The 22188-nt window shown below is 66.1% G+C and carries 13 protein-coding genes; 7 read left to right on the forward strand and 6 right to left on the reverse strand.

Annotated features, from left to right (window positions below):
- Window positions 1–129: 129 nt before the first annotated feature.
- The gene (locus tag Q9Q40_08925; GenBank protein ID MDQ7007343.1) at window positions 130–549 is read right to left on the reverse strand and encodes an Rrf2 family transcriptional regulator; all 420 of its coding nucleotides are present in this window, start codon (window positions 547–549) and stop codon (window positions 130–132) included.
- A 167-nt stretch (window positions 550–716) separates the two neighbouring features.
- On the opposite strand from Q9Q40_08925, the gene Q9Q40_08930 reads away from it, so the two are divergent.
- Entirely contained in the window at window positions 717–3008 is a 2292-nt protein-coding gene (locus tag Q9Q40_08930; GenBank protein MDQ7007344.1) for a nitric-oxide reductase large subunit, read from the forward strand.
- 233 nt (window positions 3009–3241) lie between these two features.
- Window positions 3242–3898, forward strand: coding sequence for a cytochrome C (locus Q9Q40_08935; GenBank protein MDQ7007345.1), 657 nt, complete (start codon window positions 3242–3244; stop codon window positions 3896–3898).
- A gap of 132 nt (window positions 3899–4030) precedes the next feature.
- On the opposite strand, the gene Q9Q40_08940 is transcribed toward Q9Q40_08935, so the two are convergent.
- The 5 genes from Q9Q40_08940 to Q9Q40_08960 all read right to left on the reverse strand — a co-directional run bounded on the left by Q9Q40_08940 (window position 4031) and on the right by Q9Q40_08960 (window position 12877).
- On the reverse strand, window positions 4031–5599 hold the full coding sequence (locus Q9Q40_08940; protein MDQ7007346.1) for a hypothetical protein: 1569 nt from the start codon (window positions 5597–5599) through the stop codon (window positions 4031–4033).
- Window positions 5600–6148: 549 nt separating this feature from the next.
- Complete coding sequence (locus tag Q9Q40_08945) at window positions 6149–8416, reverse strand: acetate--CoA ligase family protein (protein MDQ7007347.1); 2268 nt, start codon at window positions 8414–8416, stop codon at window positions 6149–6151.
- 34 nt (window positions 8417–8450) lie between these two features.
- Window positions 8451–9581, reverse strand: a complete 1131-nt coding sequence (oah, locus tag Q9Q40_08950; protein MDQ7007348.1) for a 6-oxocyclohex-1-ene-1-carbonyl-CoA hydratase — start codon at window positions 9579–9581, stop codon at window positions 8451–8453.
- A gap of 33 nt (window positions 9582–9614) precedes the next feature.
- Window positions 9615–10898, reverse strand: a complete 1284-nt coding sequence (locus tag Q9Q40_08955; GenBank protein ID MDQ7007349.1) for a thiolase family protein — start codon at window positions 10896–10898, stop codon at window positions 9615–9617.
- Window positions 10899–10909: 11 nt separating this feature from the next.
- Window positions 10910–12877: an enoyl-CoA hydratase-related protein gene (locus tag Q9Q40_08960; GenBank protein ID MDQ7007350.1), complete on the reverse strand. Its 1968-nt coding sequence runs from the start codon at window positions 12875–12877 to the stop codon at window positions 10910–10912.
- Window positions 12878–13154: 277 nt separating this feature from the next.
- Here Q9Q40_08960 and Q9Q40_08965 point away from each other — a divergent pair, with 277 nt between their 5' ends.
- The 5 genes from Q9Q40_08965 to Q9Q40_08985 all read left to right on the forward strand — a co-directional run bounded on the left by Q9Q40_08965 (window position 13155) and on the right by Q9Q40_08985 (window position 22119).
- Window positions 13155–14399: a 2-hydroxyacyl-CoA dehydratase family protein gene (locus Q9Q40_08965; GenBank protein ID MDQ7007351.1), complete on the forward strand. Its 1245-nt coding sequence runs from the start codon at window positions 13155–13157 to the stop codon at window positions 14397–14399.
- Window positions 14396–15211, forward strand: coding sequence for an acyl-CoA dehydratase activase (locus Q9Q40_08970; protein ID MDQ7007352.1), 816 nt, complete (start codon window positions 14396–14398; stop codon window positions 15209–15211). The genes Q9Q40_08965 and Q9Q40_08970 overlap by 4 nt, the downstream gene beginning before the upstream one ends.
- Before the next feature lie 2 nt (window positions 15212–15213).
- Complete coding sequence (locus tag Q9Q40_08975) at window positions 15214–17286, forward strand: acetate--CoA ligase family protein (protein MDQ7007353.1); 2073 nt, start codon at window positions 15214–15216, stop codon at window positions 17284–17286.
- Window positions 17287–17299: 13 nt separating this feature from the next.
- Complete coding sequence (locus Q9Q40_08980) at window positions 17300–18718, forward strand: sodium:solute symporter family protein (protein MDQ7007354.1); 1419 nt, start codon at window positions 17300–17302, stop codon at window positions 18716–18718.
- 434 nt (window positions 18719–19152) lie between these two features.
- On the forward strand, window positions 19153–22119 hold the full coding sequence (locus Q9Q40_08985; GenBank protein ID MDQ7007355.1) for a hypothetical protein: 2967 nt from the start codon (window positions 19153–19155) through the stop codon (window positions 22117–22119).
- The last annotated feature ends 69 nt before the right edge of the window (window positions 22120–22188 follow it).

The following is a 22188-nucleotide window of genomic DNA, read 5'->3' on the forward strand; positions in this document are numbered from 1 at the left end:
TCCTTCCCGGCGACGACGCCGCCAAGAGACGAACGAACGTTCGATAGATTACGCGGACAGGCCCCGGAGTCAAGAGGGTCGGCACCCTCGGCCCCCGGGTCATCGCGACAAGTCAGGCGAAAGCGGGACTCACCCCTGGAGGGGCACGGGGGACTCACTGTCGCCCAGCAGATCGGCGATGGTGGTCTTGCGGAAGGACTCCTCCGCGCTGGCCATGGCCGCGTCGAGGCGCCGGTGGAGGCTGCAGAGGTGTTCCCGGTGGGCGGGGATGCCCAGCGGGCAGGAACGGATGCGCTTGAGAGGATCCACCGCGTCCAGCACGTCGAGAACGGTGATCTCTGTCAGCGGCCGAGAGAGCGTAAAGCCCCCCGAGGGCCCCCGTTGGCCTGATACAAGCCCCGCTTTTGCAAGCCCTTGCAACACCTTGGCCAGGTAACCCGCGGGAACCTGGGTGCGGAGCGCAATCTCCTGGGTCGTCAGGGGGCCGGCCGGGTCCCCGGCCAGGCAGACAACCGCCCGAAGAGCGTACTCGGCGGTCTGGGAAATCATCGGAGGGAGCCCTCCTCGGCAATTCCGGACAAGTTTATCCCTTTGTGTTGACTCAAGTCAATAGAAGACCTTGACGTCCAGAATAGCCGCAGTATCGTCCTGGTGAAGGATAAAAAGACCTTCATATCCTGAATTCAGACGGTTCTTCGATACAGGAGGAACGGGCCGTGAGTTACCGCAAGTATTTCTGGGCCTTCGGGCTCGTGATCGTCCTCTCGTTCGCCGTACTCGGCGGTTTCGGCTTCGAGATCTACCAGAAGGCACCGCCCCGTCCCCGGCAAATCGTCAACCAGAGCGGTGAAGTGCTCTTCACCCACCAGGACCTGCTCGACGGCCAGAACGTCTGGCAGTCCATGGGCGGTCAACAGGTGGGATCGATCTGGGGCCATGGCGCCTACGTCGCCCCGGACTGGAGTGCGGACTGGCTCCACCGGGAAGCCACGACCCTGCTCGACCTCCTGGCTCGACAGCGCTACGGCCGGGCCTACGACGCCCTGGACCTTGGGGAACAGGCGGCGGTCAGGGCCGAGACGCAGGCTGAAATGCGGCACAACGGTTATGACCCGGACCGAGACGTCCTGGTGATTTCCGATCTTCGCGCCCGGGCGGTCGCCGCGGTCGCATCCCACTACGACGCCCTGTTCTCGGACGACGCTTCGCTGGCCGAACTCCGCGAAGCCTACGCCATTCCCCCCGGCGCGGTCCCCGACCCCGAGCGCCGCCACAAGCTCACGGCCTTCTTCTTCTGGGCGAGCTGGACCTGTGCCGCCGAGCGCCCCGGCGCGGCCGTCAGCTACACCAACAACTGGCCCGCCGAACCCCTGGTGGGCAATCAGCCCAGCGCCTCCATCGTGGGCTGGTCGCTGATCAGCATCCTCGTGCTGATTCTCGGCATCGGCGCGCTGGCCTGGCACTTCGCCCGGAAAGGCGGCGAGGAAGAGAACACCGACGCTCCCACGAAGGATCCCTTCCTCGGCCTGCAGCCGACGCCCTCGATGAAGGCCACGTACAAATACTTCTGGACCGTGGGCCTGCTGGCCGTGGTGCAGGTGGTGCTCGGCATCATCGCCGCCCACTACGGCGTGGAAGGTGACGGCTTCTACGGCATCGATATCCAGTCCTTCCTGCCCTACTCGGTGGTGCGCACCTGGCACACCCAGGCCGGGATCTTCTGGATCGCCACCGCCTGGCTGGCCACCGGCCTGTTCATCGCGCCGGCCATCGGTGGTCGCGAACCCAAGGGTCAGCGTTTCCTGGTCAACTTCCTCTACGTCTGCATCCTGACCATCGTGGGCGGCTCCATGCTGGGCGAGTGGCTCGGCATCCACCAGAAGCTGGGCTATGCCACGAACTTCTGGTTCGGCCACCAGGGCTACGAGTACGTCGACCTGGGGCGCTTCTGGCAGCTGTTCCTCTTCGTCGGACTGCTGATCTGGTTCGGCCTGGTGGTCCGGGCCCTGGCGCCGGCCTTCCGCGAGAAGGAAGGTCGGCCGCTGCTGGGCCTGTTCACCATCGCCGCCGGCGCCATCGGCCTGTTTTACGGCGCGGGGCTGATGTGGGGTCAGCACACGCACCTCTCCATCGCCGAGTACTGGCGCTGGTGGGTGGTCCACCTGTGGGTCGAGGGATTCTTCGAGGTCTTCGCCACCGTGGCCATCGCCTTCCTCTTCTCCCGCATGGGCCTGATCCGTGCCCGCACCGCGACGGCGGCCGCGTTCTTCACCAGCACGATCTACCTCACCGGCGGGATCATCGGCACCATGCATCACCTCTATTTCGCCGGCACACCCACCGCGGTGATGGCCCTGGGCGCGACCTTCTCGGCCCTCGAGATCGTCCCGCTGGTCTTCGTCGGCTTCGAGGCGATGGGCAACCTGCGCCTGTCGACGAGCCGGCCGTGGGTCACTCACTACCGCTGGCCGATCTACTTCTTCGTCGCGGTTTCCTTCTGGAACCTGGTGGGTGCGGGAGTCTTCGGCTTCCTGATCAACCCGCCCATCGCCCTCTACTACGTGCAGGGCCTGAACACCACCCCGGTCCACGGGCACTCCGCCCTCTTCGGCGTCTACGGCATGCTGGGCTTTGGCTTGCTGCTGTTCAGCCTGCGGGCGATGACCATCCGCTACGTGTGGAAGGAAAAGCTGCTGTCCATCGCCTTCTGGTCGCTGAACATCGGGCTGGCGGCGATGGTGCTGCTGAGCCTGTTGCCCATCGGCCTGCTCCAGACCTGGGCCAGCATTTCCCACGGCATGTGGATGGCCCGCAGCGCCGAGTTCATGCAGACCGGCCTGATGGACAACCTGCGCTGGATGCGGGTGTTCGGGGACGTGATCTTTTCGGTGGGCATCGTGGCCATGGCCTGGTTCATCACCGGCATCGCCACCGGCCACAGCTTCGCCGGCGAGTTGGCGGCCAAGAGTGACGCCCCCGGCACAGCCGACGCTTCCAGCCGCGCCTGAGCGTCACGACCGACGAACCCCGAGGGGAGCGGGCCCGGCCCGCTCCCCTTTTTTCGCGGCCGCCGAAGATCGACTTAAGTGTTGGATCCCGAACACCTTACCTAAAACCGGGGGCGATTCCGCAGAAACCGGCGTTCCATGCCGGTGGAGAAGTGTATTACGCGACGAGATTAACAAGCTATTAATTTTCTCTGCGCCTTGTGTATTCCCGGTCCTCAGGGGATCTTGTGGCCATGTTCACGAAAGCAAGAGGCAACCACGTCCGTCGCGCGGCGCGCATGCTCGCCGCCGTCACGGCCTGTGCCCTGATGCTGTCCGTACCGCTGGCCGACAAGATCCGCGGTTCCAAGCACGACTTTTCCAGCGAATCCTGGAACCCGGGGGGCGAGATTTGCCGGATCTGCCACATTCCCCACGACCATGGCCGCGACACGGGCCGGATCGGCCTGCTCTGGAACCATCAGCTTTCCGAGGCCACCTACCAGCTCTACTCCAGCAACTTGCTGGAGAACACCCCGGAGCAGCCCCGCGCAGCTTCCAAGCAGTGCCTGTGCTGTCACGACGGCACCGTCGCCGTCGACGCCTTCGACGGCGACACGGGGTCCCATTTCATGGAAGGCGGCGCCCTGATCGGCACCGATCTCCGCGCCACGCACCCGATCAGCATCGCCTGGAGTCACGAACCGGGCCTGAACTGCAGCAACTGCCACAACACCCACAGCGGCAAGATGTTCGATTCGCCCCTCCCCTTTTTCGACGGGCGGGTCGAGTGCCCAAGCTGCCACGAGCCCCACAACGACATCCCCCTCAACACTCAAACCGGCGACCGCTTCATGCTCCGCAAGTCGATGCTCAAGTCCGAACTCTGCTTCCACTGCCACAACAAGTAGCCGTGACTCGACCCGGTGCCCTCCGGGGCGCCCCCCTTTTCGCCGAGGGACCACCCGTCGCCTCGCGACTCGGGACTGGCGCGGGAGCGGCGAAGAGAGGCCTCTCCGCCGCTCCCGGCCTTCAAGCACCCTTCAAGGACAGCGTTCCTGCGTCAACTGAAAATCGCCCGGCACGACCCTTGTCGCAACATGGGTGTTGCCCGCGCAGTCGCTGACTTCCACCATGATCACCGGAGAGTGCCACTCGCGTACGCCGCAGCGCCTGACGAGACGACACAACTCGTCCTCCGAAGCTTCCACATTTTCATCCGACAGCAGGCCATCGCCGTTGCCGAATTCCAATCCGTCATACACGACGCAGCCATCGACAGAAACCCGCTCATACACGACACCTCCCGTCGCCCCATCCGCATCGGACGCGTCGAAGAGGCTCGAAAAGGGGACGAGCCGCGGGAAAGCGGATTGAGCCGCAGGCCCAAGGATCGTCACCACCGGCGGAACCCTGTCGATTGTGAAAAAGCGTTGCGACGAGGCGGAGTTCCCCGAAGAGTCTGTAGCAGTCAACGTCACGGCATAATCGCCATGTTCACTGTACAGCGGCCCGCCGGCGGGATCATAGATCCTCTCCAGGTTCTCATCGCACGCATCGGTGAAATCGTCCACGATCGTCACGCCGGCATGCGTGCAGAATCCGTCTTCGGGGTACGTGATCCCGCCCACCGGAGGTTGAAGGTCTTCAAAAACATGGACGCATCCCTCTTCACTCTCGCAGCTATCCGCGGTGCACTCATCACCGTCGTCGCAATCGGGAGGCGGCCCCCCGACGCAAACCGAATCCCGACAGACATCGTCGGCGGTACAGGCGTCTCCATCGTCGCAGGGGTCCCCGTCCTGGCCGCAGCCAGACCACTCCTTCGTCACGGTCTGGGAACACCGCTGCTCACCGTCATCGTCCATGAAACAAGCCACGATTTCATCGATGCCCACCGCGTCACCGCCGGTATAGGTGAACGTCACCTCGCCATTCCAGTCGGTGGTGCAATCCGCATGGATCGAGCAGGTGCCCCCGGCCCCGGCGTTCGGCCCGGACAGGATATTGAACTGTACGATCCGGCCGGCGACGCCGACACCATCTGAATCCTGCACCGTCGCCGTGACGCTGTGCGATGTTCCGACGGGACTCGACGCCGAGGCGGGCAAGAGCGTGATCAAGGAAATGGTCGTGTTGGTGAATGAGAAACTGAGGTCATTGTAGCGAAAAGGGCCGTTGTAGAGATCTTCAAAGCTCACCAGCGTCGTGCCGGGTTTCCAGTCGGCTTGCGCGCGCGCATGACAGCGGCCGTCCGGATTGCGATTGGCTGGCCCCGTCAAGTAATCCTTGCTCGTGTTTCGAACATGCAGGCGGAAAATGAGTTCCGTTCCAACCGGAAAGGATCCAAGGTTGACTTCGCTCCCGACTCGTGACGTGTGGTTGTTGAAAATGAAGCGATCGTTGGCGGGGTTGCCGTCATCGGCAGGATTCCCGGCATCGTCCAGCATCAGGTAGAGGTCGTTGCTGTAACTGGCGGAGTTGCCCCTATACGTCGCGATGATCGGCTCGGTCCCGCCGACACTGATCCGAAGACACTCCGTACCATGCACAGCGATAGGGAACCCGTAGACCGATCCCCCGACCATGGCGGCCCCGATCCACAACACCAACCAAAACCTCGAGCACTGCCTCATATCACCCTCCATGCCTCCGGTCGCAAACGCGACGGTGTCTTCGTGCGGAGCCCGGCTCCACCACCCGCCCTCATCAGCTCGCACGGGGTTGGCCTCCACGACCCGGACGGTGAACCACCAACGGCTGGAACCCCCAACGGCCCCGCCACCGCCCGGTCGTGCCGAGAACGGTCACGCAGCAGGTGAGCAAGCCTCGTGCCACGAGTCGCCCCCCCGCGCGACTCCCGCCAGGCCCCGGGGGATGGCTGGTGACACTTTCTTCAGCCCGGTCGGAACCTGCGGCCGCCTCTAGGTTGAGACAGACTTGTCTCTCGGTCAGGACACTTCCCCCCGTGCGATGACATCACGATGGGCTTGATCGGGGACGCTGGGCTGCTGAAGATGCATCCCGCGCAGGACCGTGAGGGATCGCGGTGCGGGGAACGGCGGAAGTCATCGGCGCGGCACGGGAGGCCGCTACCGAGAACGGTACCGACCCACCCGGGCCACCTCAATCATGGGTCCGGCGGACCAAGAAGTCCGCTCTCACTCCGCCTGGACATCCATACGCTGCAACCGATGGTCCACCAGTCGACCCAACGCGGTCATGGCCCGCTCGGCGGTGGTGAAGGTCGGCACGCCCCCCTCCTCGAGGGCCTCGACAAAGGCGTTGTACATGGTTCCGGCGTTGACCGAGACCACCACGGGCTTGTCGTGCCGGCCGGCCTGGCGGACGATGCGGATCGCCAGGTTTTCGCGATCGCGCTCCATCTCCTCGGGCTTGGTGTGCAGGGCCACGGTGTGAGGTACCACCGAGATGAACAGGGCATGCACACCGGGATCCTCGAGGGTCAGTTCGATACAGCGCTCGAAGGTGGCGTCGTCGGCCATCGGCGTCAGGTCGAGAAAGGGCTGGACCGAGACGAAGGGGGGCAGGGCCTGGCGGAGCTGCCGGGCGGTGGCCCCGGAAAACTCCACCAGTTCGAGCCGACCGATGTTGTCCGCCGCGTAGGTGCTCTCGAAGCCCGCGTTGACGACTCCTGCCACCCGCCTTCCGCCGATCTTCTTGCCGCCCATCAGCGAGAAGGTCTTGAGCAGATCCTTGTGATCGAGAATGTGGTCGGCCACGATGGCGCCGGCCTGCTCCATGGCCGCCAGGGCCACCTTGTAGTCGCCGGTCATCGACGCCGTGTGGGAGGCCGCGGCGCGGGAGCCGGCGTCGGTGCGCCCGGCCTTGTAGACGATCACGGGCTTGGCCGATCGGCGCACCGCGTCGAAGAATTTGCGCCCTCCCGAGGGCTTGAACCCCTCGATGTAAACCCCGATCACGTCGATCGCGGGATCCCGGTCGAAGTAGGCCACCAGGTCGCCGGGATCCACGTCGAGCTGGTTGCCGTAGCTCACCACCACCCGCGGGTAGATCGCGCTCTTGAGCTTGTCCAGCTCGGAGACGCCCAGGGCCCCACTCTGGGTCAGCAGGGCCACGTTGGACTGTTTGCGCGGACGATACTCGAGCTTTTCTTCGGGGATGAAGAGGGTGTTCAGGCCGGGCCGGTCTTTCACCGGCGCGCGGAAAATGCCCAGGCAGTTGGGTCCCACGATGCGCATCCCGCTCCCGGCGACCACGTCGAGGATCTGCCGCTCGAGGGTGGCGCCGGTCTGCACTTCCGAAAAGCCGCCGGGGATCAGTACCAGGCCCCGGGCCCCGATCTTGCGCGCCTCCTCGGCCACCGCGGGGGCCAGTGGCGCGGGCACGCAGACCACCACCAGGTCCACCGGCTTGCCTATCGCCTTGAGGCTCTTGTGGAGCGGATAGCTCTTGCCGCCGATCACCGCCCGGCCCCCCTTGACGTTGACCAGGTAGAGATCCTCCCGGCCCAGGTTGTGCAGCAGGGTGGCGATGTTGTTGCCCGTCTTGGTGGTGTCGGTGGCCGAAACGCCCACCACGGCGATGCCCTCGGGCCAGAACAGCGCGTCGAGACCCTCGGGACGGGGACCGGAGAGCAGGTCCAGCCGCTGCTCGGCGGAGAAGACCTGGGCCAGCCCGTCGATGGCAACCAGCTCACCCTGGTGATCGACCACGAAGGGATTGACCTCGAACTCCGACAGCAACAACCGGGGCGGGGCCGGGTTGAGGCTCGAATAATGCTCGAAGAGCGCGCTGATCGCACAGATCGCCTCGGCGATCAGGTCGATGTGGCCGCTGTTGCCCTCTTCCCGGTACTTGCGGGCGATGGCCGTGGTCTCGAGCAGCTCACGGCAAGCCGCCTCCTCCAGGGGCAGCAGGCGCACGTTGGGCGCCGAGAAGTACTTGGCGAAGTGTTCGGCGTCGGTGCCTCCCTTGCTGAAGGAGATCACCGGGCCGAAGGCCATCGAGACCTTGGCGCCGATCAGCACCTCGTTGCCCAGGTCCTTGGAGTACTCGACGAATGAGGTCAGCAGGAAGCCCTCGATGCGCGGCGTCGCCCCGGCGAAGTGAGGGTGGGCTTCGACCTCTTCCCGCATCCGGCGCATCGCTCCGCGGATACGCTCCCGGTCCCGCAGCACGATGCGCACGCCACCCACGCGGGTCTTGTGGGCGATATCCGAGGAGACGACCTTGAGTACCAGCCGCTCGGTGCCGAACTCGGCCAGCATGCCGGGCTGGAGGGCGTCCGGCTCACGCAGGAAAAGCCAGGTCGGAACCTGCAAACCGAGGGCCTGGAGGATCCGGTAGACCTCGGGCTCCAGCAGTCGCTCGCGCCCCTCCGCCATCGCATCGGCCATGACGGCGTCGATTTCCCGAATCTGCCTGTCCGACAGGCGTGCAGTCATTTTCTTTCCCTCGATTTTTCCTCGATGATGCCTGCTATTCGCGGGGCTTGCCCAGAACCTCGGCGAACACCGCATCGTCCATCTCGCGACCCTCGGCGATGAGCTGACGGTAACGGATGAAATCGATGGTGTCGGTACCGGTGAGCTTACGGGTGTTGAAGGCGTTGAACCCGAGCAGGGCTTCGTTGGCCATGTTCGCCGACAGCCAGTGACGGTTGGGGACCTTCATCATGTCCCAGAAGAAACGCTTTTTCGAACGGATACCGTCGATGGACTTGATCAGGCAGCCGGGGAAGAGATTCGCCAGTCGCCAGACCACCGAGTCGACCTCCCGGTCGAGCAGTTCGAAGTCGATCTCCCCCTGCTTGAGCAGGGTCTTGGCCTGGCGGGCCGCGTCGCCGGCTTTGAACTCACCGTAGACGATCTCGCCCTCGTCCACGTAGCGATCGGTGATCACCAGGGGGTTCGCCACGAACCGGCCATCGACCTTGAGCACCCGTTTCACCGCGGTGATCAGGCCCTTCATCTTCATCTTGTAGGCACTCCACATCTCGCAGGACACGCAGTTCCACATGGCGTCCTCGATGGAGAGCATCCAGGGCAGAAAGTCGGTGGATCCGCCGTCGGGAGCCGAGCCGTGGCGCGGGCCGGCCTGACCGAAGACCGCCAGATCGGAAGCCAGGGTGAAATCGCAGGCCATGCCGATCTCCTGTCCTCCGGCCACGCGCATACCGTTGACCCGGCAGATGGTCGGCTTCTTGCAGCCGAGGATCGCATCGACCATGCCGTTGAAGATGTCCATGTACTCGCCGTACTCATTGGGGCGACGCGAGTAGTACTCGGCGTATTCCTTGGTGTTGCCGCCGGTGCAGAAGGCCCGATCCCCCACGGCGGTGAAGACCACCGCCACCACGCTGCGGTCGAGCGACGCGGTGGAGAACGCCGCCGTCACACCCTTGGCCATCTCGGTGGTGTAGGAGTTGTACTGCTTCGGGTTGTTGAGGGTCACCCACGCAGTGTAGAGCCCCTCGACCTGACGGCCCCCGGGATCGACCAGGGGACGCTTTTCGTAGATCGTGCAGGGCGCCTGCTCGCCCCAGTGCTCGGAACCGAAAAGCTGGTGGTCTTTCTTCTGGTGATCCCGGGGAAGCCACTTGATATCCATTGCCTCTACTCCTTCTCGCGTCCTGCTCTTCTTTCAGTGAATCGACTCGAGGACCAGCGCGATGCCCTGGCCGCCCCCGATGCACATGGTCACCACTCCCCAACGCAGCTTGCGCCGCCGCAGGGCGTAGGCGCAGGTCAGGGTCAGGATCGCTCCCGTGGCCCCCAGGGGATGACCGAGAGCGATGGCCCCCCCCATGGGATTGACCTTCTCGGGGGCGATGCCGAAGTCTTCGAAATCCCGGATGCAGGCCAGGGCCTGGGGAGCGAAGGCCTCGTTGAGTTCCACGATGTCCACGTCGCCGCCCCCGATGCCCGCGTTTTCGAGGGCCAGGCGCACCGCGGGGACGGGACCCCAGCCCATGATGTGCGGATCGCAGGCCGCCACGCCCATGCCGGCCAGCCGCGCCAGGGGCGCAAGGTTGCGCTCGACCACGACACTCTCTTCGGCGATCACCATCGCCGCCGCTCCGTCCACCACCGCGCTGGCGTTACCCGCGGTGATGATGCCGCCGGCCTCGAAAGCCGGTCGCAGGCGACCCATCTTCTCGAGGCTGATACTGTCCATGATGTGGGTGTCGTGGCGCACCTCCACTGGATCCCGCGCCCCATCGACGACGACCTTGACCGGCGCCGTCTCCTCGTCGAATTGCCCCTCGTCCCGGGCCGTACGGGCCAGTACGTGGGAGCGGTAACCGAAGGCGTCGGCCTCGTCCCGGGTGATCTTGTAGCGCCGACCCAGTTCTTCGGCGGTGTTGGCCATGGACATCTTGCTGCTCGGATCGTAGAGCCCCATCAACAAGCTGTCCTGCAGGTAGGATCCGGGGGGCAGGGCCCGCACGTCCAGCGGCCCGTACTTCTGAACCGCCTCGCCCACCTTGCGGCCGCGATAGCTGTAAAGGATGAAGGGGTACTGCATGCTCTCCGCACCCCCGACCACCGTCAACGGGCGACGCCGATCGTGGCGCACGCCGGCGAGCATCATCTCGGCGCCCACCGCCACCGCCTCCGCGCCCGAGCCACAGATCCGCGCCACGGTCAGGGCGGGCACGTCGTCACCGAGACCGCCGCGCCAACGCATACCCTGGGCGGCGTAGATCGAGTCGCGGTGGCTGTGGGAGGCCATGCCCATCACCACGTGCCCCACGTCCCGGGGATCGATGGCCGTGTTCTCGAGAGTCGCGGCGATGGCCATACCACCGAGCTGGGTGGTGGAGAAGCGGGAGAACAGGCCCGGCTCCCGGTTTTGGATCAAAATATCGGCCCGCGGCGTCCGCCGGCCGCCATCGAGGATCATGATCGCGCGCTTGCTGGCCATCGTTGCCTCTCCTACTCGTGGAGGAAGGTCGCCGGCACCCGGGGACCGTTCTGGATGAAATTGGTCATGCCGATGTCGTAGTCGACGGTCTTCCTGCAACGGGCGAAGCCCTCGGCCTCGACCTCGAGACCCTCGTCCAGGGGCCTGGCCAGGCCCCGCCGGATCACGTCGCAGAGGATCGCGTCGATGGCCAGGGAGCGGTGGCCTATCTCCACGACGGGAAACGCGGCGGGCACTTCCATGGGCGCGGGATCCACGGGCTCCAGCTTCACCCTGCCCTCGAGGTGGTCGCGAATCAGGGTCATCGCGGCATCCACCACGGTGGCTCCCTCGACCCCGGCAGCCCAACCCCAGGCGCGGGCCTTGTCGGCACCGATGCTGCGCGCCGAACGGAGCATCTGCACGCCGCGCTCGAAGCCCACCAGCCGCGGCAGACGCTGGGTGCCGCCGTAACCGGGGATGATCCCGAGGTTCACCTCGGGCTGACCGAGCACGAGCGACGGACCGACCACGCGACCGTGGCAGGCCATCGACAGTTCCGAGCCGCCACCGAGCACGGGCCCGTCGACCGCGGCGACGACCGGCGTGCTCATCGCGGCGATGCGGGCCAGCACGCCGTGGCCGTGGCGGCACTTCGCCGCGGCCTCCTCCGGCGTCTCGAGGGCCGCGAGTTCCATGATGTCGGCACCGGCCAGGGAACCGTCGAAACTGGTCAGCACGACCCCTCGGACGCCGTCATCCTGCTCGAGTTCGGCGAAGACCGCGTCGAGTTCCTCCATGGTCTGGTGGTCGAGGGCGTTCTTCACCTCCGGGCGCTCGATGGAAACCACCGCCACGTCACCCCGGCGGGAGACCTCCACGTTGCGGCGGAAGGCGGGGAAGCTGCGCTCGCGGATACTCGGCGGCACCTCGAAGCCGGGATGGGCCGCGGCGTAGCTCTCGCAGATCTCGGCGACCTTCTGCGGCCCCAGGTCTTCGGCCAGGTCGAGCAGGCCCTTGGCAAAACCCAGGGCCGTGCGGGTCATCCAGTTCAGCTCGCGGCGCGAGCAGATCTCGTTGTCGGCCACGTAGAAGGTACGAGCCAGAAGCACGGCGAGCATACGATCGAGCACCGTACGGGCCAGCGCTTCGTCGTGGGAGGGGTCACCGGGATCCTTGGGATCGTGCCAGGGACGGTTGCCCTGGGTGGTGAAGATCTCGGGTGGCGCGAACCACTCACCCCCTGGAGGGCCCTCCTGCATCAATTTCAGGCATTTGACGTTGAGCAGGTTGCCCCGGGTCAGGTCCATCACCAGGAAGGGTCCACCGCCACCGATGGCATCGTTGACGATCTTGTCCACCTGGGCCGGCGTGGCCACGCCTTCGACCACGATGCGGGCGGCCTCGGCGCAGTAGTTGCAAAAAATGTCGTCGGCCGCAAAGCAGGGAACGTCGGCGGTGACCACGGGCACCTTGCCCAGCCGGCGAAGCATGTCCAACATGCGCCGCTCGAAGGCGGCATCACCCGAGAGCACCACCTCCATCGGAAGCGAACGCCAGGCCGGAAAGAATGGATGATTGACGAAACAGCGCTCGGGATGCCTTGCGTTGGCCACGATACGGGCGCGCGGAATACCGGAGGTGGCGAAACCCACCAGGCAGTCCGGGCCGACCACCGCCTCCAGACTGTCGACAATCGCCTGCTTGGTACCCAGCTCTTCGGTGGCCGCCTCGAGCACGTAGTCGCACTCCGCCAGGTCAGCGATGTCGAGGGTCGGAACCAGGGCCTTCTCGATGGCTGCCGCCACACGCGGACTGAGTTTGCCGCGAGTCAGCCCTTTCTTGACGTAACCCCGGATGCGTTCGACACCGGCGTCGAGAGCCTCTTGCCGAATGTCGTGCAGGTAGACCTGGTGGCCGTCGGTCGCCGCCAGCGCGGAGACGAAGCCGTAGGCCAGGTCGGGTCCGATGGATCCCGAGCCGATCACGGCAACCTTCATCACAGTCCTCCTCGTGCTCAATCACCCAAGGCGTGCCACGGCTACCGTCGAATTTTTTCCTCGATCTCGCAACGGGGTCTTACGGACTTCACGCCCGAGTTACTCTTGCCGGTGACAGCCGGATGGAGCGCCCATGATACTCCGCCGTTCGGCGACCCGGGCATGCCCTTTTCGAGTCCTGCCATCTGGTGAAGACCCCGAGCCCCTTGACCCGACTCCCGCCGCTGGTTTCTCATGGGCGGCGCGCTCCCGCCATCGACCGCCGAGGAGTTTCCCCATGAACGCCGACAAGCCAGCCATCAAGAAGATTCGTGCCACCGCCGCGATGCGCGAGATCATGGCCGAGTACTTCCAGCAACTCGACGCCGGCTCCTTGAGCGACCAGGCCAGAATCGCGTGGTGCACGAGCGTGGGGCCCGCCGAGCTGCTTCGCAGCATGGGTTTTCTCGTCTATTTCCCGGAGAACCACGGCGCTCTGCTCGGTGCCTCCCGAGCCGCCACGGACCTGATTCCCGCGGCCAATGCCCTCGGATATTCGCCGGATATCTGCTCTTACCTGACCAGTGATGTGGGTTCGTATCTTCGCAAGAACACGCCCTTGACCCGCGCCTTCGGTATGCGATCGGTACCCCGCCCCGACGTCCTGGTCTACAACACCAACCAGTGTCGAGACGTGCAGGACTGGTTCGCCTTCTATCATCGCGAGACGGGGGCGCCGATGCTGGGCATTCATACGCCCCGCAACCTCGACACCATCGACAGCGACCTGCTCGGGAATCTGGCCGGCCAGCACCGGGCGCTGATCCCGCGGCTCGAGGAGATCTCCGGCCGGGCGTTCGACATCGATCGGCTGCGTGAGACCGTCGCCGCCTCCTACCGATGCACCCAGTTGTGGAAGACTGTCCTCCGCCTGGCAACCCACCGTCCCTCGCCGATCACCTTCTTCGACGGAACGATTCACATGGGACCGGCCGTGGTTCTGCGCGGTGATCCACGGGCCGAGCAGTACTACGAGACGCTGATCGCCGAGCTCGAAGAGCGCATCGCCAACGGCGTCGCCGCGGTGGAAGACGAGGCGCACCGGTTCTACTGGGAGGGCATGCCCGTCTGGGGCAAGCTGCGCGACCACGCCGAAACCTTTGCCGCTCAGCGTTCTTGCGTGGTGGCCTCGACCTATTGCAACAGCTGGATCTTCGAAGGCCTGGGCGAGAAGGACCCGTTCATCGGCATGGCCCGGGCCTACAGCGAGATCTTCATCGTCCGCTCCGAGGCCTACAAGCTCAAGTATCTCGAGCAGATGATCGAGGACTATGCGATCGACGGCATCATCTTCCACGACGCCAAGACCTGCCCCAACAACTCCAACAACCGCTACGGGCTGCACCAACGGTTGACGGAAAAGCTGGGTGTCCCCCATGTGGTGATCAACGGCGACCTCAACGACCTGCGCATGTACTCGGAAGAACAGGCCAGGACCCAGTTCGAGGCGCTGATCGAGCAGATCGAGGAGAACGCCCTGTGAACTCTCCCGTGGCCGGGGCCGTCTTCTGCGGCGTCGACATCGGTGCCAGCGCCACCAAGCTGGTGCTGACCGGGAACGAGGGCCGAGCACTGGCGCGGGTGGTGCGCCACTCGGGAGTGGACTATGCCGCCACCGCCGAGGCCTGCCTGGACGAAGCTCTCGAGCAGGCCGGTGTCCAGCGCGAGCGTATCGTGCGGACGGTGTCCACTGGATACGGCCGGCAGAACGTACCTTTCGCCGACGCCCATCGCACCGAGATCACCTGCCATGCCACGGGCTGCTTCGCCCTGATCGGGCGGGCGATGACGATCATCGACATCGGCGGCCAGGACAACAAGATCATCCACCTCGACGACCAGGGCCGACGTCGCTCCTTCAAGATGAACCGCAAGTGCGCGGCCGGCACCGGCGCCTTCATCGAAGAGATCGCGCTGCGCCTCGGCCTCGACGTCAGTCAACTCGACCCCCTCGCGGAACAGGCGGAGCGCACCGTCAAGCTGGGCTCCTTCTGCACGGTTTTCGCCAAGACGGAGATTCTCGCTCACCTGCGCCAGGGAGAGCCGGTGGAGGGGATCATCCGCGGAGCCTTCGAGTCGGTGATCACCCGGGTCCTCGAAATGGACACCCTCGAAGGCGAGATCGTCGCCACCGGGGGCGTGGTCGCCCACAACCCGATGATCGTGCGCCTGCTCACCGAGAGGGTCGGGCGCGAAGTGACAGTGCCACCCCACCCCCAGCTCACCGGCGCGCTGGGCGCGGCCCTGCTCGCCGCACGCCAATCGGCGCCCACCACGCCCGCGACGGAGACCTGACGATGTTAGACGGACTTTTTCGACCCCGGGCCGTCGCCGTGATCGGTGCCTCGGCCAACCCCTACTCCATCGGCCACATCGTCGTCCGCAACCTGGTGGACTACGGCTTCAAGGGACCGATCTTCCCGATCAACCCCAAGGGTGGACACATCCGCTCGATCAAGGCCTATCGCTCGATCAGCGAGGTACCCGACCAGGTCGACCTGGTCAATATCTCGATCAAGGCCGACTATATTCCGGCGGTGATGGAGGAGTGCGGCAAGAAGGGAGTGAAGTTCGCCATCGTGCACAGCGCCGGCTTCAAGGAGGTGGGCGAGGAGGGCCTGGCCCGCGAAAAGAAGATGGTCGAAATCGCCCACCACTACGGCATGCGGGTCTACGGCCCGAATTGCCAGGGGATTCAGAATTCCGACCCCGAAGTATCCGTCTACGCCAACTTCACGTTCGTGCCGATGAAGCCGGGAAACATCTCGATCATCGCCCAGGGCGGCGGTATGGGCGAGTTGCTCAAGCTGCACCTGCACAAGGTGGGTCTCGGCCATCGCCTCTACTGCTCCTATGGCAACGAATGCGACCTGACCATGCCCGAAATTCTCGAGTACTACGGCCGGGACGAAGGCACGCGGGTGATCATGATGCAGACCGAGAGCTTCAAGGACCCCCGCGCCTTCCTCGAAGCAGCGGCCCGAATCACGCCCCACAAGCCGATCCTGGCGATCAAGGCGGGCCGCACCCGGGAAGGATCGATCGCCGTTTCTTCCCACACGGGCAGCCTCGTCGACCAGGCCGCCCTGGCCCAGGCGATGTACCGCAAGGCCGGAGTGGTTCAGTTCACCGATAGCGACGAAATGATCAAGGCCGCCATCGCCCTGTCGACCCAGGAACCGCCCCGCGGCCGGCGCATCGGCCTGATCACCAACACCGGCGGTCCGGGCATCCAGGCCGTGGACGAAGCCGTCAGCCGGGGGCTGACCCTGGCCACCTGGTCGGAGGCCGGCCGCAAGCGACTCGAAGAGAACCTCTACGCCGAAGCCAGCTGCGGCAACCCGGTGGACGTGGTGGCCACCGCCGGACCCGACCACTACTTCGCCGCGGTGGACACGCTGCTCAAGGAAAAAGACACGGACATGGTGATGGTCTTCTTCGTCACCGCCCCCTTCGTGGACCTCGACGGCATCGCCGCCCGCATCGAAGAGGCTGCGGCAGCCTCGGACAAGCCCGTGGTGGTGGTGGTGGAGACCACCGACAAGTGGTCCGGCCTGATCGACAAGCTGCGCGGCTCGGGGTTGCCGGTCTACGAGTTTCCCGAAGACGGAGTGCGGGCCTTGGCCGACATGGCCCGCTGCAACGATCTGCGACAGCGGCCGCGGGAAGAGCCGCCCGCCCTCGACGTGGACCGGGACACAGTGGAGAAGATCCTCACCACCGCTTCCGGCGGCTACCTGCCCCAGGGCCAGGCCTACGCGGTACTCGAGGCCTACGGGATCCCCACGCCACCCCTGGCGGTGCTCGCCGGTCCCGGCGACATCGACGCCGCCCTTAAGAAAGTGGGCCTGCCCTGTGTGCTCAAAGTGGACGCCGCCGACGTGGTCCACAAGTCCGACGAAGGGGGCGTCGCTCTCGGCCTGGACAGCCGCCAGGCGGTGGAGCAGGCCCTGGCCACCATGCAGGACCGTTTCGCGGGACGCGGCGCCCGTTTCATCGTCCAGCAGCAAGCTCCCGCGGGCAGAGAACTGATTCTCGGCGCCGTGGAGGCCCCGGGCCTCGGCTCGCTGGTGATGTTCGGACTCGGCGGCATCTTCGTCGAAGTGCTGCGGGACGTGGCCTTCGCCGTGGCACCCCTGAGCCGGCCCGAAGCCTCCGAAGTGCTGCGTTCGATCCGGGGCCTGCCCCTGCTCGAAGGCGCCCGGGGAAAAGCCGGCGTCGATCTCGCAGCCATCGAGGGCTTGTTGCTGCGCTTCTCGCGGCTGGTAGCCGACTTCCCCTCCATCGTCGAGATGGACCTCAACCCGGTCTTCGCCTACCCCGCCGGCCGCCCCCCGGCCGCGGTGGACGTCCGACTCAAGGTGCGCTGAGAGCGCGTCCGGCATGCACGGCATCGCCCTGGGAGTGGTGGCCCTCTATATCGTGGCCTTGTTCGCGGTGACGGCCTGGGCCCGTCGACTCAGCCAGCGCAGCGGCTCGGGGCTGGTGGGCTACTTACTCGCCGGCCGCGGCCTTCCGTCCGGCGTCGCCGCGGCTTTGCTCGCGGGGCTCGCCGTGGGCGGGGTTTCCACCATCGGCACCGCCGAGCGGGCCTACACCCAGGGCCTGGGGGCCGGCTGGTTCAACGCCGCGTGGGCGGCCGGCGCCTTCGTCATGGGCCTGGTGGCGGCCCGCCGCTTCCGGCGTATCGAAATCACCACCCTGCCCGAGCTTTTCGAGCGCAGCTACGGCACGACCGCGCGGATTCTCGGCGTGATCGGCCAGTTGGTGGTGCAGCTCGTGATCACGTCGCTGCAATACGTGGCCGGGGGAGCGATCCTCTCCTCCCTGATGCCGGAGTTCTTCACCCTGCGGGCCGGCATGCTGGTCACGGCGGTGGTCTTCGTGGGTATCACCCTGATCGGAGGTTTCTGGGCCGCCGGGCTGACCAACGTGATCAACGTGGCGGTGATCTACGGCGGCATCCTGCTCGGCGCCGGACTGACGCTGGCCAAGCTGGGCGGACTCGGAGGCCTTGCGGCTCGACTGCCCGAGGCCCATCCCGGGTTCGACCTGCTGGCCGTGGGACCCGCGGTGGTGGCGGCGTGGTTCATCGTGATGATCACCCAGGTCCACTCGACCCAGGCCGTGATTCAGATCGGCTTCGCCGCCAAGGACGAAAAGGCCGCGGCCCGGGCCTACCTGATCGGCGGCCTGCTGATCTTGCCCGTGGGATTCATCTCCGCGGTGATCGGCATCTCCGCCGCTGTGCTGCACCCGGGGATCGTCGCCGCCGAGGCCCTGCCCCGGGTGGTTCTCGACCTCTCGCCTTTCGCCGCGGGCCTGATTCTCGCCGGGCTGTGGGCCGCGGATGTCTCCACCGCCTCGGCCCTGCTGATGGGCAGCGCCACCCTGGTCTGCAACGACCTGGTCAAGCGGTTCGTCGCCCCGGACCTCGATCCCCGCAGGGAACAGCTCGTCTGTCGCGCCACGATCCTGGGCCTGAGCGTGGCCACCTTCGTGCTGGCCCTGACGGTAGAGGGGATTCTCAAGACCTTGATGGTGGGACTGACCCTGGCGACGGCCTACACGCTGATCGTACTGATGACCCTCTTCGCCCCGCGACTGTGCCGCCGGTCGTCGGCGAGCTGGACACTGGCGACCACCATGATCGCCCTGGCCGCCTGGCAGCTCGCACCACCCTCCTGGCGCCTGCTGCCTCATCCGATCTACTTCACCTGGATCGTCAGCCTGGTGACCTTTTTCGGGGTGCTGCTCTTCGATCGGCGAGGCATCGGGTCGCCCGTCGCGACAGCCCGTTAGGCGCTGGACCCGGCTGCCGGCGAGCGGCGGACGGGGCGAAACGGGGGAAGGCGCGGAAGGGAGGACCAGGGGCAAAGGGTCCGGACGCCGAAGAGCCGGTCTCGTACGCGATCGCGGCCCGAGGACACCGCCACCGTGCTCCCAGCGGTCACGCCCCCCGGGGCACACCGGCATCGTGGGCGCAGATCGGCCCAGGCGATGCCGGGAGTCCCGGCAAAACGTCAAACGAGCGGGCTCGGTGCACGCGAACGACGCTCATGGGACATCCCTCCCGCTTTGCACCTGGAGCATGCGGCAAGGGTCGGGGCCCATCGGCCTTTTCTTCGCTCCCCTCGTCCACCCGAAAGGGGCCGGATCCTCGACCCACGGCCGACATTCCCGGTACCCGCGGCACAAAGCGTCCCACACCGCGGCCATTCGCAGTATCTTCGGGCATGGGCCGAATCGCCAAGGCGCTCTTCATCGCCGTCATCGTCGGCGCCGTGTTCCCGGCGCCGGTGGCCGCCGCCGCGGACGCGCCGGGGGTGCGCCACGACTGTACGATCCGGCCGGCGACCCGTCCTCGCCCGTGTGATGGTGACGTGAACATCACCCGCGGCACGTCGATCTACTTCGAGCTGGCGCTTCCGGCCTCGGGGAACTACCCGTTCAACGCCGTCGATCGCGACACCGTGGTGTTGACGATCACCCCCGAGGGCGGGGCGACCCAGACCGTCTTCGGTCCGAACCTCGCCTGGGCGCCGGGCTGGAGCGGCTATTCGCTCCCCGACTTCTTCGACAATGGTGAGTGGGTCTTCGGCTTCTACAGTATCCCCGACCAGCGGCTGAGCCCGGAGACTCTCTACACGGTGGAGGTCAGCGGCCAGACGCTTCAGGGCACCCCGATCGATCCCGCCACCGCGACCTGGACCTTCTCGACCCGACGGGACCTGACCGGCGCCACCGCCGTCTTCGACCTGGATCTGGCCGGGCCGACGGTGTTCTGGACCGGCCGCTGGTGGGCGGGGGCCAGCAAGGTGAACTTCGACACCAGCCGTCTCTACGAACAGGAAGCGGTCTACCGGTTGATGGACGAAGCCCGTGCCGGAGCCCCGGAATTCATGCTCGACCAGCGCGACGCCATGTGGCTCGGCGACTACTACAAGAACGTCTTCGACGGAGTGCCCAACCTGGTGCGCGAGCGACAGACCAGGCGCATCCTCGCCTTCGAAGACGGAGGCGATCGCACACGCCTGACCCTCACCGACCTGGTCGAGGGCGATCTCTACGGCATACCTCCCGGCCGGCCCCTTTCGGCGGACTACCAGGTGGGCGAGCAGGTGCTGGTGTGTGACGTGGACCAGTCGGAGGTGCGCCGCGTCCTCGCCATCGACGATGCGGCCGGTGTGATCGAGGTCGAGAAGCTCGCCGCCCCGCTCACGGAGTGGAATCCGGGGAATCCGGATGCCGGCCCGGCGGACGAACCGGACGTGCCGGATCACTTCACCTACCCGCTCGCCGCCCTGCGCAAGTACGAAACTCCCGGCACGCCGGTCTACTACTGGACGCGACTGGATGACGAGGTGGACCAGCATGTCGCCCACGGGCGGCATCCCGTGGTTCGTCTCGACGATACGCCGATCGACCTGTGTATGACGGGGCTTCCCGCCAACACCTTCGGCGGAGCCTGTCACAACGAACCCAAGGACTACATCGAGTGGGACGGTTTCATCTACGCCCTGATCGACCACATGATCACCCGCTACGGTGAGCAGACGACCCGCTGGACATACTCCATCGGCAACGAGATCGCGCTGGTCAAGTTCTGGCGCGAGAACCGCGAGGCCTTCTTCCGCTACTACGACGTGACCAGCAACGCCATTCTGCGCGCTTTCGAGGATCACGGCTTCGACAGCGCTTCGATCCTGATCGGCGGCGTGGAGGACGCGCCGGCGGGCAAGTACCTGCGCGACGTGCTCTACCACTGCAGTCCGTACGTGATCAACCCGGCCGGGCGTGAAGAGAGCAACCTGGTCTGCACCGATCCCCGCTTCGACGGGCTGCGTTCGGCCCGCGTCGATGGGTTCTGCGCCACGCATGGCGGCGAGGGTTGCCCGTTCGACTTTTACTCCATCCACCCCTATCGCCACGCGGACGATGCCGCGGCGCTGATTCGCGAGGCCTGGGATACGGCTCTCTCCATCGATCCCGATCATCTCGACGGCTTCCGGGTCCACGCCCACGAAACGGGCCCCGAGTGGCGTGGTCGCCCGGACCCCGCCGCCGAAGCCATTTGGGCGGCCAGCGGCTTCTTCCCGAGCTGGGGTGCCGACTACTTCGAGCGCCTGCTGGCCGACGCGATGGCCGACCCGCGCCGGGCAGCCGGAAGCGCCACTCCCACCACCTGGCCCTTCAACTACAACTTTGCCCAGGGCATGGCATCCATCGCCGCCGTGATGCGGGTGGATCAGGACGGGGACGGCACCCAGGACGCGGCGGAAGCCGTGGGAAACACCTTCTTCCGCTTCGTCGAGTTGACCGCGTGGATGTCCCACGAGCTGGCCGATATCGGCGCGATCGAGGACGCGGGCACCCGCATCGCCGGCTGGCGCAGCGTCGAGCAGCACGGCGACCGGATCCTGCTCTACGCCCATGACCGACTCGACCCCGGCGGGTACGAGGACCTGGGCTGGTCGGTGACGCTGAATCTTGCGGGCCTGCGTTTCAGCGAGGTCGACGTCACCGAGTACCGCCTCGACCGGGATCACGGCATCCGTTCGGCCTATCTGGCCCTGCCCCAACGGGGCCCGGAAGGGGTTTTCAGCCCCGAAGAGTTGACCGATCTCCTGGCCGCCGACGCCCTGGTCCCTCTCGGGCCGTCGACTCGACATGCCGTGGTGGACGGCAAGCTGACCCTGACGACTTTCCTCCAGGGCCAGGGCATCGTCTTTCTCGAACTCTCCGAAGTCGACGCCGACGGTGACGGCATCTGGCCCGAACAGGACAATTGCCCGACAACACCCAATCCCGACCAGCTCGATCAGGACGCGGACGGAGCCGGAGACGCCTGCGACTGCGCCCCGACCGATCCCGCCGCCTTCGCCTTACCGGACGAGACCAGCGGCTTGGTCCTCCAGCGCGGCGAACCCACCATGCTGAACTGGAACGACCAGGCCCCGGACGCCGGCAGCGGAACGGTCTACGACGTGCTCACCGGCCGGGTGACAGATCTCCTGGGAAGCGGCGGTTTCGCAGCCGCCACCTGCCTCGACGCGGACCTGGCCGAGCCCTCGACCTCCGACGGCCGCACACCGGCGACCGGCGACGGTTTCTATCACCTGGTCCGCGGTCACAATGTCTGCGGCGCCGGCACCTACGGCGCCGACCGCAGCGACCTGGACGCCGCCTCTCCCTGCCCCTGAAACCCGGTCACCGCTGGACGGAGGCGGGCATGAAGCAGTGCCCTCATCTGGTCTCCACGCCGGGAGCAG

The organism is Acidobacteriota bacterium (assembly GCA_030949985.1).
Classification (GTDB): Bacteria; Acidobacteriota; Polarisedimenticolia; order J045; family J045; genus JALTMS01.